Source organism: Chitinophaga sp. W3I9 (assembly GCF_050434025.1).
Classification (GTDB): Bacteria; Bacteroidota; Bacteroidia; order Chitinophagales; family Chitinophagaceae; genus Chitinophaga.
Genome location: NZ_JBNPWC010000001.1, coordinates 6,085,293 through 6,098,318, shown reverse-complemented (window position 1 = coordinate 6,098,318; position 13,026 = coordinate 6,085,293). Strand labels below are relative to the sequence as shown.

General features: G+C 51.2%; 10 protein-coding genes. 9 read left to right on the top strand and 1 reads right to left on the bottom strand.

Annotation, left to right across the window (positions count from 1 at the left end):
• From QFZ51_RS24825 to hisD, 9 genes are read left to right on the top strand one after another with little or no spacing between them, the layout of a single operon-like run.
• A complete protein-coding gene (locus QFZ51_RS24825; RefSeq protein WP_429050066.1) occupies positions 1–1,200 on the top strand; it encodes a glycoside hydrolase family 172 protein in 1,200 nt (399 codons plus the stop codon).
• 5 nt (positions 1,201–1,205) lie between these two features.
• On the top strand, positions 1,206–3,035 hold the full coding sequence (locus QFZ51_RS24820; RefSeq protein WP_429050063.1) for a sodium:solute symporter family transporter: 1,830 nt from the start codon (positions 1,206–1,208) through the stop codon (positions 3,033–3,035).
• Positions 3,036–3,045: 10 nt separating this feature from the next.
• Positions 3,046–3,861, top strand: a complete 816-nt coding sequence (locus tag QFZ51_RS24815) for a glutamine amidotransferase (RefSeq protein ID WP_429050061.1) — start codon at positions 3,046–3,048, stop codon at positions 3,859–3,861.
• 3 nt (positions 3,862–3,864) lie between these two features.
• Entirely contained in the window at positions 3,865–5,076 is a 1,212-nt protein-coding gene (locus QFZ51_RS24810; protein WP_429050058.1) for a hypothetical protein, read from the top strand.
• Entirely contained in the window at positions 5,073–7,208 is a 2,136-nt protein-coding gene (locus QFZ51_RS24805) for a hypothetical protein (protein WP_429050055.1), read from the top strand. Before QFZ51_RS24810 ends, QFZ51_RS24805 begins: the two co-directional genes overlap by 4 nt.
• A 4-nt stretch (positions 7,209–7,212) precedes the next feature.
• A complete protein-coding gene (locus QFZ51_RS24800) occupies positions 7,213–8,616 on the top strand; it encodes a sialate O-acetylesterase (RefSeq protein WP_429050053.1) in 1,404 nt (467 codons plus the stop codon).
• A 10-nt stretch (positions 8,617–8,626) separates the two neighbouring features.
• Entirely contained in the window at positions 8,627–9,781 is a 1,155-nt protein-coding gene (locus QFZ51_RS24795; protein WP_429050051.1) for a glycoside hydrolase family 172 protein, read from the top strand.
• Between the two features lie 27 nt (positions 9,782–9,808).
• Entirely contained in the window at positions 9,809–10,858 is a 1,050-nt protein-coding gene (locus QFZ51_RS24790) for a glycoside hydrolase family 43 protein (protein ID WP_429050050.1), read from the top strand.
• A gap of 4 nt (positions 10,859–10,862) precedes the next feature.
• A complete protein-coding gene (gene hisD, locus QFZ51_RS24785; protein WP_429050048.1) occupies positions 10,863–12,140 on the top strand; it encodes a histidinol dehydrogenase in 1,278 nt (425 codons plus the stop codon).
• Here hisD and QFZ51_RS24780 read toward each other — a convergent pair.
• Positions 12,137–13,015 (bottom strand): AraC family transcriptional regulator, encoded by an 879-nt coding sequence (locus QFZ51_RS24780; RefSeq protein ID WP_370907676.1) that lies wholly within the window; start codon positions 13,013–13,015, stop codon positions 12,137–12,139. The genes hisD and QFZ51_RS24780 overlap by 4 nt on opposite strands.
• Between the last annotated feature and the right edge of the window lie 11 nt (positions 13,016–13,026).

Below are 13,026 nucleotides of genomic sequence, written 5' to 3'. Positions count from 1 at the left end.
ATGAAAATAATACTGATGATGTTAATCCTCCTGCCACTGAGCGTGGTGGCGCAGGAACTGTATAAGTTCCCCGCGGATGCAGATACCCGTTGGATCAGCTTCGAGAACCGCTCCGGCGCCAAAGGGAAGGCAGGAATAGAAAACAAAGGCGCCAAAGGACATGCATGCGATACACTGAAAGCAGGTGGGAGTGTAACCTTACTGGATTACGCCGGCGCCGGAATCATTAACAGGATCTGGCTCACCACTTCCCATAAACCGGAAGCGCTGCGGTCCATTCATATCGATATGTATTGGGAAGGTGCGTCCAAACCCGCGGTATCCGTTCCTTTGGGCGATTTCTTCGGCATCGGGCTGGCACGTAGAACGCCGTTCCAGTGCGCCCTGTTTTCCGATCCCGAAGGACGGTCATTTAACAGCTATATCCCTATGCCTTTTAATAAGCATGCAAGGATAGTGCTGGTGAATGAATCAAAGGAAACGCACCTGTTGTTTTATGATGTGAATATCACCGCGCTGAAGCAGCCGCAAAAAGACCTGCTGTATTTTCATGCTTACTGGAGCAGTAATCAACAAACCAAACTGGGAGAGGATTTTGAAATACTGCCTGCCATCAAAGGGAAGGGCCGTTACCTGGGCAGCAATATGAGCGTAATAGCGGATACTGTGTATGGCAACACCTGGTTTGGTGAAGGCGAGGTGAAAATGTACCTGGATGATGATACACAGTATCCTACACTGGTGGGTACCGGCACAGAAGACTACATAGGCACCGGCTGGGGACAGGGTATGTTTGCGCACCTGTACCAGGGCTGTCCTATTGCAGATGCGGCAAAAAAACAATTCGCTTTTTACCGTTATCATATTCCGGATCCGGTTTATTTCCATAGTGGTTGCCGCGTGGTGATACAACAAATGGGTGGTGGCGGGAGAGACCAGCTGCGGGAAATTGTAAAAGCCGGTGCGCGTTTAAAAGTGGTAACCGTTACAACACCGGCCACCCTGGTTAAAATCCTGGAGGAACCTGGCTACCCGGATCTCTTCGATGAAAAATTCCCCAACGGCTGGGTTAATTTTTACCGGTTGGATAATTATTCTGCCACTGCTTATTTCTATCTCGATAAACCGGAAAATAACCTGCCGGCGCTGGCGCCGTTGAAGGAACGTTTGGCGGGTATACTGTCACCAACAGGTAAATGAATGTTATGAACTGGAACCAACTGGATCTGTGGATAGTCATCAGTTATTTATTGCTCATGCTGGGAATGTCTTTGTGGCACCGGCGTTTCTCGGGCTCCAACCTGGAAAACTTTTTCCTCGGCGGCCGGAAAATACCCGGCTGGTTGAATGGGATTTCCTACACGGCTGCCCTGGTAAGCCCGGATGCTGCTACAGGTTATGGCGGCCTCGCCGTGGTAACGGGCGCTTTTATTTCCTGGTGGTACCTGAGCAGGTTTGGACTCGCCTTGTTTTTTGGCGGCGTATTGTTTGCTGTTTTCTGGCGACGGCTAAACCTCTTCACCACGCTGGAGTTTTATGATCTTCGTTTTCCCCCGCGTGCGGCAGCAGCCATGCGCTTATGGATAGCCATCCGGACTTCTATGATAGCCATGCCGGCATGGACAGGCATTACGTTACTGGCGGCGTACAAAATAATGGGTCCTGCATTCGGGCTTACAAAGGCAGAAACACTTTACCTGGTAGTGCCCATTTCTTTCCTGTTTGTTTTCTTTTCAGGATACAAGGGAGTAGTGATTTCCAACCTGATCCAGATGGTGATATTTTTTGCAGGCACGCTTACACTGGCAGCACTCACGCTCGCGCATTTCGGCGGCGCTGCCGCCATGACGGCAGCGCTGGGCCATGCTTTCAATGGCACACATCCGGAAGTATTACAACTGATGCCACCCCACGAACATTCTGTATTTCCGCTGGCTGCTGCGATGGCCTGGATGGTGGGACAAAGTATTGGTTACGGTGGTGATGCGGCGCCAATGGGCGGCGCAATGGAAGGACAACGGATCCTGTCTACCCGCACACCGGCGGAAGCGCTCACCATGTACGTGGTAACTGCCATCAGCATGTTCCTGCTCTTGCTGCTGGTTACGCTTCCCAGTATATCCGCTGCCGTTATATGGCCGGAACTGCGCGTGGAAGGCGCCGACCGGGAGCTGGTATATGGAAAGCTCATGAAAACAATGCTGCCTGCCGGCGCTATGGGATTATTGGTAGCTGCTATGATGGCGGCCACCATGTCTACCGTTGGCGATAATCTGAACTTTGGAAGCCAGGTGCTGGTAAGTGATATTTACCGCCGCTGGTTTGTAAAAAAAGCCAGCGAAAAACACTACATGCTCATCGGAAAACTGGGAATGGCGCTGATCCTGTCGTTGGCGGTGGCAGTAGTATTCAACGTGAGCATTATCACTGATGTGGCCATTTTTATGTTGCAACTCAGTGCGGCTGAACTGCCGGCTAACTGGGCACAATGGTGGTGGTGGCGTTTCAACGGGGCAGCGCGTATCGCTGCATCCTTCGGTGGCGCTGCTATTTTTTGTATCGTGGTATTAGGGCCTAAACTATTAATGTACCTGCACGTTCCCTGGGCGCCGCAACTGGTGCTGCCGTGGTGGTGGCAAACGTTGGTAGTGATGGCGCTTACTACCGCGCTGTGGATTACAGTAGCGTTGATCACACCACCCGATCCGGCTGAACTGCTGCATTCATTTTATGAACGCGCGCGTCCACTGGGTTGGTGGAAGCAACACAGCGGCAATATGATACAACCTATTGTGCGGGGAATGGGTATTGCCGTAATTGGTTTTGGTGCAACGGCTATGCTGATCACAGGGTTAACACAGGCTTGGTTTGCACGTTACGTGTCATGTGCCTGGCTGTTGTCCGGTTCGCTGGTGTTATTTTTTGTTTTTAGAAAGATGGCCAACAGGTACCTGTCGTGGCTGGCCGCCAGGGCAACGGTGAGCAGGGCTGTACTGGAGCAGCAATCCTTCGAATCTTTATCTCAAAAAGTATAAAAAAATAATTATGTCTGTTAGAAAAGAAGTCAGGACAAAAGAAGAACATGTACTATACCTGGGCGATTGGGTATTTCACCTGGGACCCACGTTTATAGAAACGCCGTTTGGCACAGAAACAAAAGACGCAGATCTGCATTTCTATGGTGAGCGCTTAACAGAAGCACTGGAACATGTAGCGGATGTTACCACGCTTGCCAACTGGGAGCTGTACCGCCTTGCGCCGGGTAAGCTGGAAGCCTTCCTGGAGGAATCTGTAAGTCTTATTATCAGCGATGTGGAGGCAAAATGTTTCCATCTTTATCCCAGCTTTTTCGACCGCTCCCGGCGGGAAAATAAAGTGGTTACATTCCCCGACAGGCTTACTCTCATTAAAGAATGGATCAATGATGGCGGCGGACTGATGATGCTCGGCGGATGGTTGTCGTTCAGCGGTGTACAGGGCAAATCAGGGTGGGGCAGGTGTACACTCACAGATGCGTTGCCCGTGAAATGCCTCGTTACTGAAGACCTGGTAGAGTCCTCCGCAGGGTTTACTGCGGAAGTGTTGGCGCCTGATCATCCTGCGGTGAAGGGCTTGCCATGGCATACGTTCCCGCCAATATTTGGTTACAATGAAGTAAGTGCCGCTGGCACCGGGGAAGTGCTGGTGCGTGTAAAAGAAACCGGTCACCCGCTGGTGGTGGCCGGCAGCTATGGAAAAGGCAGGGTGTTGACCTACATGTCTGATCCCGCTCCGCACTGGGGAATCAACTTTGAATTATGGGAAGGATATGATGCCTTCTGGCAGCAATCACTGCAATGGGTAAAGAAACAAAACAGGTAATTGATGAACCGTTCCATATTACGCGCAGGAACAGCCGTAGCTGATATCACCCCGCCGCTGGAAGCCGGATTGCTTACCTCTTCGGTAGAAGGGCGTTACGATCCGTTTACGGCAGTGCGGTTGCCGCTGAAAGCCAGGGTGCTGGCGCTCACCACCACAACCACTACCGTCGCACTGGTATCGCTTGACCTGTTAGGGTTAAGCGATACCGCTACCGGCGGGTGGAAAGCATTCAAGCAGGGGTTGTCGGATGAAATATTGCCGGAGCACATTATTATAACGTGCACGCATACACACAATGCACCGGAATCGGTAGCCTTATCGCAATTGTATTTAACACCGGTATATCGTACATGGTTACACGAAGTACAGCAGCAAATACGTAGTGCTATTTATACAGCGCTGAAAGAGGCGCGCGCATGTACCATCGGCGTCAGCAGCGGTGTGCTGGAAGGATTCTCGCTGCAACGCCGCATACCCACGCCGCAGGGCATCGTGATGTCCGATTCCATGCAGCCCGTTACACCGGAACTGATGCGCCGCGAACCGGCAGACCGCCGCGTACATACGCTCCGGTTTACCGGGGCGAACGGGATCATCGCAACGGTGGTGCATGCAGTTTGTCACCCTGTGCATGAAATGTGCCTGCCGCATGTATCGCCCGATTTCCCGGGGGAGCTCTGCAACGCGCTGGAAGCCACCGGCAATAATGGCATGGTGATGTTTATCAATGGCGCCGCCGGTGATATCAATCCGCCTACGGTATCCGGAGGGCCCGCCACTGCAAGGCAACATGGCGCCGCACTGGCCGCAGTGGCGCAACAGGATACCTACAGCGAATCGCTGGAAGGCAATAGGCTGCTGTTCGCACATGATGAAATTACCTTTGGAATACGTGCCGCTGCCGTCATCAACAAAGAAGATGCGCATGCAAGGGTAAATGTGATCGCTATCGGAAAGCTGGCCATCGTCTTTCTCCCGGGTGAACCATTTACCACTACCGCATTGGAAATAGAAAGCGCGTCTCCATTTACGCATACACTCGTCGCGGCATATGCCGAAAATACCATCGGCTATATTCCGGATATAAAAGGATTCGCCGAAGGAGGATATGAAGCCGGGCCCGGTAAGTGGTCATTCCTGGAAACCGGGGCCGCTGCTATGTTACAGGCCACCGCTGTCCGCCTGCTGAACCAGTTAAAAAACAACACATGAAAAAGAAAATACTGCTGAGTGCCCTGGTATGCCTGTTGTACAGCTGCATACAGGTATATGCGAAAGATAAAACGCTGTTGTTCTGCGGCAGCAATAAAAACGGTCTCTATTTCCTTTTAACACAGGAAGGATATAAACTGAAACAGTTCAGCACTCCCGCTGCTGCCATTACTGCTGCCGCCGATGGCGCGGCGGTATTCATCGTATCAGACACTTACCCCGCAATTGATCCGGAAAAGCGTATTACGGAAGCGTTGCTGGCTGCCGCCAAACAAAAACACCTGCAGCTATATGTTGAATACCCCGCTGCATTCCCGGGTCTCGATATTCCTGCAAAACCGCTGGAAACGAGGCTGGAACGCGGTGTGGTAACTACCGGCGATTTCGGTGCGCCGTTACAGCCCATGAGCATACTGGGTATCCATAACTGTTATATCCTGCCGGTGAGTGCCAATGATCCGTTGATTGTACTGGCTAAAGTAGTGGGGTTCGATAAAGCAGAATATGGCCTGGACAGCACCAAATCATATCCGCTGCTGTTTAAACAGGACGGCGCTTTTATTGCCACCACTGCATTGAGTAACTTTGAGCGCGGACGATATGGTCCCGCGGCTTCCATAAAACAGGTGTGGACGTATATCCTTGCCCGTATGACCGGCAGCCCGCACCTCGTTATAAAGCACTGGCCAATGGATGTAAAGCCCATGTATGGCCGCAACGCGACACTGCCCGGCAACGCAAGGCTCAACGCCATCCGGAAGGGAACCGCCTGGTTCTTTCATGGCCGCTTCTTTGTGCATCCGGCCTGGCAAAAAGAATGGGAAGAATACAACTCCCGCGAAATGCCAACAGGCCCGCCAATAAGTGCCGATAAGCCCGATGGCGACGGCTCGCTCGGCATCATGGAGGGACATACCTCCACCATCAATTACGATGGTACCCAGCAATACCGCTACTGGATGCGCGCAGATGTACAGGGAGAAGTAAGCATGGCCCTTTCTGCCGCAGGCAGGTTGCTGAATATTAAAAGCTATCAGCAGAACGCCGTAAATCTTATTAACTATACGTTGAAAACCTCCAATATGAGGGCCGGCCCAAAGCGGGATCCCAACAGTCCCGCCTACGGCCTTATAGGCTGGGCAACGCCTAACCCCACCACCTTTTACGGAGATGATAATTCAAGGGCCATCCTCGGTATTATTGGCGCCTCCGCTTATATGAATACCAACCAGTGGGACCAGGAGATGGCTGCCGCCATACTGGCTAATTTCAGAACCACGGGCAAAGATGGCTTCCGCGGCGAACGGCTGGAAGAAAAAGATATCATAAAAAACGGCTGGCAGTTTTACAGCAACCGTTCTTTCGTACATCCGTCCCCGCATTTTGAATCGTGGATGTGGGCGCTGTACCTGTGGCTTTATAACAAAACCAGGTATGAGCCGCTGCTGATCAAAACAAAAAATGCCATCCGGGTGACCATGGAAAGTTATCCTGACAACTGGCGCTGGGGCAGCAGCATGCAAACACAGCGCGCACGCATGATCCTTCCTTTAGCCTGGCTGGTAAGAGTGGAGGACACGCCGGAACACCGGCAGTGGCTCGACAAAATGGTGACCGAAATTATGAAGTACCAGGATGAAAGCGGTGCTATCAGGGAAGAACTGGGCGTAAAAGGGAAAGGAATGTTCAACCCGCTGAACACCAATTCTGCCTATGGTTCCGACGAAGGCTCCCTCATTTTTAAAAACGGGGAAAAAGTGTCGTGTCAGTTATACACCTGCAATTTTGCACTGTTTAGTTTGAATGAAGCCGCGCGCGCAACAGGCAATAAAAAGTACCAGGAAGCCGCCGGTAAATTGTCGGCCTATCTTACCCGCATACAGGTACAAAGCAATAAACATAAAGATCTCGACGGCGCCTGGTTCCGTGCATTCGACTACGGGCGGTGGGACTACTGGGCCTCCAATTCAGATGCAGGCTGGGGTGCCTGGTGCACGCTGAGCGGCTGGATACAAAGCTGGATCATCACCTCGCAGATCCTGATAGAACAACAGCAGAGCTACTGGGAAGTAACGCAAAAGTCAGCGATCAGCGAACCCGCAAAATCATTGATCAATACCATGCTTAAATAGTTGTATGAAGATGAAAATACCTTTGCTGTTGTGGTGCCTCGCCGGTTGTGCGTTATCCTCCCGGGCAAATATCCGTTTGCCGGAGGTGCTCAGCAGCAACATGGTGCTGCAGCAGCAAAGCCAGGTAAAGTTGTGGGGATGGGCTGATCCGGGTGAACACATCTCCATTACCACCTCGTGGGATCAGCAGGTATACCCCGTCACCACAGCCGGTGATGCCGCCTGGGTGGCTACTATTACCACGCCGGCAGCCGGCGGCCCTTTTACCATTACGCTGAAAGGAAATAATACCATCACGCTGCAAAATATCCTGTTGGGTGAAGTATGGGTATGTTCCGGGCAAAGTAATATGGAAATGTGCGGAAACTGGGGACTGAAAGACATCAAAGCCATTCAGCCGGCTGCCGGTAACAACAATATCCGGTTCTTTAAAATTACCAAAGCTACCGCCGCACATCCACAGGATCGCCTGACCGCGCAATGGGTTGCGTGCGACAGCACCGCACTGAATACTTTCAGCGCTGTCGGCTATTTCTTCGGAAGGAAATTAAATGAACAACTAAAGGTGCCCATTGGGCTCATAGATGCCAGCTGGGGCGGTACCGCTGCGGAAGTATGGACGCCGGACAGCATCGTAAAGAACAACCCGGTGTTAAAAGAAGCAGCTACGCATATATTGCCCAATGGCATGTGCCCGCATTTGCCGGGTGTGGCCTGGAACGCCATGCTGGCGCCAGTTACACGATATGCCATTGCCGGCGTTATCTGGTACCAGGGAGAAAACAACACCGGCACCGCGGCCACTTACCGGCTTTTATTTACTTCCATGATAGATGCCTGGAGGCGTGCATGGCAGCAGTTGCTCCCTTTTTATTTTGTACAGATAGCCCCATTCAATTACCGCGAAAAAAATACCGGCGCACTGCTCAGGGAAGCGCAGCAACAAAGTATGCAACATCCCAATACCGGCATGGTTGTCACCACCGATATTACCGGCAACGTATACGATGTACATCCGGCCAATAAGCATGATGTAGGCTACCGGCTGGCCGACTGGGCGCTGGGGGAAACTTATCACCGCCAGGGATTTAGCTACAAAAATCCGTTGTTTAAAGAGATGATGATAAAGAAAGATAAAGTGATCATCTCTTTTGAAAATGCGCAACAGGGACTATCAGTAAGAGGCGATAGCCTGACGGAGTTATTTATTGCAGGAAACGACCGGCAGTTTTACCCCGCCCGGGCTACTGTGAAAAAAAACACACTGATGGTATGGAACAATAAAGTGAAACAACCCGTGGCTGTGCGCTACGCTTTCAGTAACACCGCTATTGGTAACCTGTTCAGTAAAAACGGTTTGCCCGTAGTGCCTTTCCGCACCGATCACTGGGAGGTGCCAACAAAATAAATTTATCCGCATGAAACATTTTGTTTTCTTATTACTCATGATATCATTCGCTGGTTTACAGGCGCAGGACCTCGCCGGTCTCACGCTCATCAAAGAGCATGTAACCACAAAACGGATCAGCAGTTACGACAAGGCCGGTGGTCCGAACGACAACCTGCAACACATTGAAAACGGCGGTAAAAGAACCCTGGTGGATATCAAAGGCGCCGGCATTATTAATCATATCTGGATCACGATGTGGCCCGCCCCGGATAAACTGAGCCGCAACGATGTGATCATCCGCATGTATTGGGACGGGAAACCATATCCTTCCGTGATATCGCCCATCGGTCCCTTTTTCGGACAAGGCTGGAACGAATCTTACCCTTTTACATCATTGCCACTGGCCGCTGCACCAATGGATGGTACCAGCCTGGTGAGCTATTTTGCCATGCCTTTTTCCAACGGGGCAAGAATAGAAATAGAGAATCAATCAGGTACGGAAATACAACCTTTTTATTTTTGCGTGGACTATGTGGAAATGCCCAAACTGCCCGCCAATACCGGCCGCTTTCATGCCTGGTACAATAAACAACTCATGGGATCACAGGATAGCATAGAAAACGAGCATTGGGTCTTTGGCCCCGAAGGACAAAATACCGATGGCCGCAATAATTATATAATAGCAGATATCAAAGGCGAAGGGCATTTCGTCGGCGTAAATTACTATGTGCAATCGCCCACACCTTTATGGTATGGAGAAGGGGATGATATGATTTTTATAGATGGAGAAACAATACCATCCCTCAATGGTACCGGTACGGAAGATTATTTTAATACCGCCTGGGGCCCCAAAGTATTATATACGCACCCGTATTTCGGGTATGCAAGGGTGAACAACGATATCGGTACACTTGGCCGCACGCATCTTTATCGCTTTCACATCACCGATCCTATCTATTTTAATAAGTCGCTGAAGTTTACCATCGAACATGGTCATAATAACGAGATGACACTCGATCTTGCCAGTGTAGCCTATTGGTACACAAAGGAAGCGTTGCCGGTACCGGACATCCCGGATGCCAAAGCCCGAAAGCCCATGCCCGCGATCAACTCATACGATATCCACCGCTGGCGCAATGAGTGGCGGAAAAACAGGGGCAAGGATCCGAAGTTATGGAACTAACTATTTCATCATCATACATCTTACTAAATGAAAAATATATCCTGGTTATTACTGCTGCTTTTTAGTATGTCTTGTACGGGCAAAGCAAAAGACTCCACCGTGGCGCCGCCACCGGCGCCCGCAGATACCACCTTCTCCAATCCGCTGCTGGATGGCGGCGCGGATCCCTGGGTGTATAAAAACGGCAATGCTTATTATTTTCTTTGTACCAATGGCGGAAATATCACCATCCGTAAAACCGCCGCTATGTCGGAATTGAGAAATGCCATTCCCAAAGTGGTATGGACGCCTCCCGCTACCGGCGCTAATTCAAGAAATATCTGGGCGCCGGAACTGCATCGCCTGCAAGGCAAATGGTACCTGTATTATACAGCCGGCGCCACATCCGACCTGGCTACGCAGCGTTTGTTTGTGCTGGAAAATGAGGCCGCGGAACCATTGGAGGGTGTTTGGAAAGACAAAGGAAAAATAGGCGATCCGCAGGCCGACTTTTTCGCTATCGATGGTACGGCGCTGACTTACAACAACAAAAACTATTTTATCTGGAGCGGCCAGATCTCCGGGAAAGATATCACACAACGCATCTACATCGCCGAAATGGAAAATCCCTGGACCCTCAAAGCAGGCAGGGTACAGATTTCCATGCCGGATTATGACTGGGAAAAACACGGTTCACCGGTAAATGAAGGCCCGGAAATACTGAAAGGCCCTGATGGACAGATCATACTGATCTACTCTGCCAGCAGTTGCGGCACAGATGACTATGCACTCGGTATGCTGCGCCTGAAGAAAGACGGTGATCCGCTCAATCCTGCACACTGGACCAAAGCCGGCCAGCCGGTGTTCACGAAGAGCGTTATCAACAGCGTATTTGGTCCCGGTCACAATGGCTTCTTCAAATCGAAAGACGGAAAAGAAGACTGGATCATTTATCATGCAAATCCTCATGCCGGCCAGGGCTGCGGCGGCGCACGGAGTCCGCGTATCCAGCCGTTTACCTGGCGCGCCGATGGCACTCCCGATTTTGGGGAAGCCCTTAATCCTTATTATAAACTCAAAAAGCCCTCAGGGGAATAATACTATGGCTGTTTTTTTAAAAGAAGGGAAGAGCGAAGCGGCATTAAAAGCTACCGATGCCCGGGTAAAGGAAACGGTAGAGAAAATGATCAGTGAGATAGAACAGCACGGCGACGCTGCCGTGGTGAAGTATTCCGCTTCCCTGGATCGCTGGTCGCCACCTGCCTTTCTGTTATCGGCAGCAGCTATCCGGGAGATTATAGCACGCACACCGGACCAGGTGATCCGCGATATCCAGTTTGCGCAACAGCAGATCCGTTTTTTTGCGGAGCAGCAACGCGCTTCCATCCGGGATATCGAAATAGAAACACTGCCGGGCATCTTCCTGGGGCATAAAAATATCCCGGTCAACAGCGTAGGGTGTTATATTCCCGGTGGAAGATACCCGATGGTGGCCTCTTCGCACATGAGTATCCTCACCGCAAAAGTAGCCGGCGTAAAACGGGTCATCGCCTGCACGCCACCTATCAACGGCCAGGTGCCGGAAGCCACTGTTTGTGCCATGCACCTTGCAGGAGCCGATGAAATCTACATTTTAGGCGGCGTGCCTGCACTATGCGCCATGGCAATAGGCACCGGGTCCATCACCCCGGTGGACATGATTGTAGGGCCGGGAAATGCCTATGTAGCAGAAGCCAAACGGCAACTCTATGGTAGGGTAGGCATCGACCTGTTTGCCGGTCCTACGGAAATACTGGTGATTGCAGATGAAACCGCCGATGCGGAAATGGTGGCCTGCGACTTATTAGGGCAGGCAGAACATGGCCCCACCTCTCCAGGTGTGCTCATCACCACTTCTGAACAGCTGGCCCGTGAAACCCTGGTGGAGATAGAAAGACAGCTCAACTTTTTATCCACTGCGGACATCGCAAGGGTGGCCTGGGAAAATAATGGTGCCGTGATATTGGTAAAAGACGAAGCAGAAGCCATCGCCGTAGCAGACGAACTGGCCAGTGAACATGTGGAAGTGCTCACCCGCAACCCCGGTGTATTCCTTGAAAAAATGACCAACTACGGCGCCTTGTTCCTGGGACCTGAAACCAATGTAGCTTACGGCGACAAAGTGATTGGTACCAATCATACACTGCCCACCCGCAAAGCGGCAAAGTATACCGGCGGACTATGGGTAGGTAAGTTCCTGAAAAATTGTACCTATCAGCGTTGCACGCCGGAAGCCAGCGCTATGATTGGCGAATATGCCATGCGGCTGTGTGAACTGGAAGGATTTGCGGGACATAAAGCACAGGCTGCCCTGCGCGTAAAGCGTTATGGAAAAAACTAGCCCGTTTTGGCCTGCACGTATACCTTCTGGTATTGCAGCGGCGTTTTGTGTGTGAGCAGTTTGAACTGCCGGTTGAAATTGGAGAGGTTGTTGAATCCACAGGTATAGCCTACCTGCGACATAGGCAGGTTGTTTTCTATCAACAGTTTACAGGCATAGCCAATGCGTACTTCCATTAAAAACTGCCAGTACGTTTTCAGTGTCCTGGATTTGAAATACCGGCAAAAGGAATTGGGGCTTACGTTGGCCGCCGCAGCCACTTCTTTGAGAGTGATTTTGTTACGGAAATTATTGAAGGTATAATGATAGATCTTGTTGATGTTATCGGTGTTGATGATGTTGTAGGAACTGGCGAAACCAATGCTCGACAGCAGGGTACAGTCTTTTGAACCGGCGATGGTGTCCAGTATGTTGAGCAGGGAGGTGATCCTTTGTACCTGCCCGGCTTTGAGGATGTTCTCCATTTCCCGGCTGATCAGTTCACGGGTAACGCCATGAATCCGGATGCCGTGCCTGGCTTTTGCAAGCAGTTCTTTTATTGCTGTCAGTTCCGGCAGGTCAAGGAAACCGGCGCCCCAGAAGTGGTCTCCGAAATGTATGGCAATGGCTTCTATCTGCAACCCGGGTTGATCCTGGAAGTAAATGGCATCGCTCCGCCACATGTGCGGAAGTTCACTGCCCAGCAGCACCAGGTCGCCATCTTCAAATCTTTCCATACTGTCGCCCACCAGCCGCATACCGCTGCCCTTGCGGATCAGCGTAAGTTCAATTTCCGGGTGGTAATGCCAGTGATTATAAAGGTAAGGGTAGATGTCTTCCCGGATGCTGAACGAATAGTTATGGCCGGTGTCAACCTTACGCAGAATCGGTTTCATACAACGGAATT

Excerpts from the sequence above, each read along its gene's own strand:
- QFZ51_RS24825 (WP_429050066.1), top strand. The coding sequence starts at position 1 with ATGAAAATAATACTGATGATGTTAATCCTCCTGCCACTGAGCGTGGTG.
- QFZ51_RS24820 (WP_429050063.1), top strand. The coding sequence starts at position 1,206 with ATGAACTGGAACCAACTGGATCTGTGGATAGTCATCAGTTATTTATTG.
- QFZ51_RS24815 (WP_429050061.1), top strand. The coding sequence starts at position 3,046 with ATGTCTGTTAGAAAAGAAGTCAGGACAAAAGAAGAACATGTACTATAC.
- QFZ51_RS24810 (WP_429050058.1), top strand. The coding sequence starts at position 3,865 with ATGAACCGTTCCATATTACGCGCAGGAACAGCCGTAGCTGATATCACC.
- QFZ51_RS24805 (WP_429050055.1), top strand. The coding sequence starts at position 5,073 with ATGAAAAAGAAAATACTGCTGAGTGCCCTGGTATGCCTGTTGTACAGC.
- QFZ51_RS24800 (WP_429050053.1), top strand. The coding sequence starts at position 7,213 with ATGAAGATGAAAATACCTTTGCTGTTGTGGTGCCTCGCCGGTTGTGCG.
- QFZ51_RS24795 (WP_429050051.1), top strand. The coding sequence starts at position 8,627 with ATGAAACATTTTGTTTTCTTATTACTCATGATATCATTCGCTGGTTTA.
- QFZ51_RS24790 (WP_429050050.1), top strand. The coding sequence starts at position 9,809 with ATGAAAAATATATCCTGGTTATTACTGCTGCTTTTTAGTATGTCTTGT.
- hisD (WP_429050048.1), top strand. The coding sequence starts at position 10,863 with ATGGCTGTTTTTTTAAAAGAAGGGAAGAGCGAAGCGGCATTAAAAGCT.
- QFZ51_RS24780 (WP_370907676.1), bottom strand. The coding sequence starts at position 13,015 with ATGAAACCGATTCTGCGTAAGGTTGACACCGGCCATAACTATTCGTTC.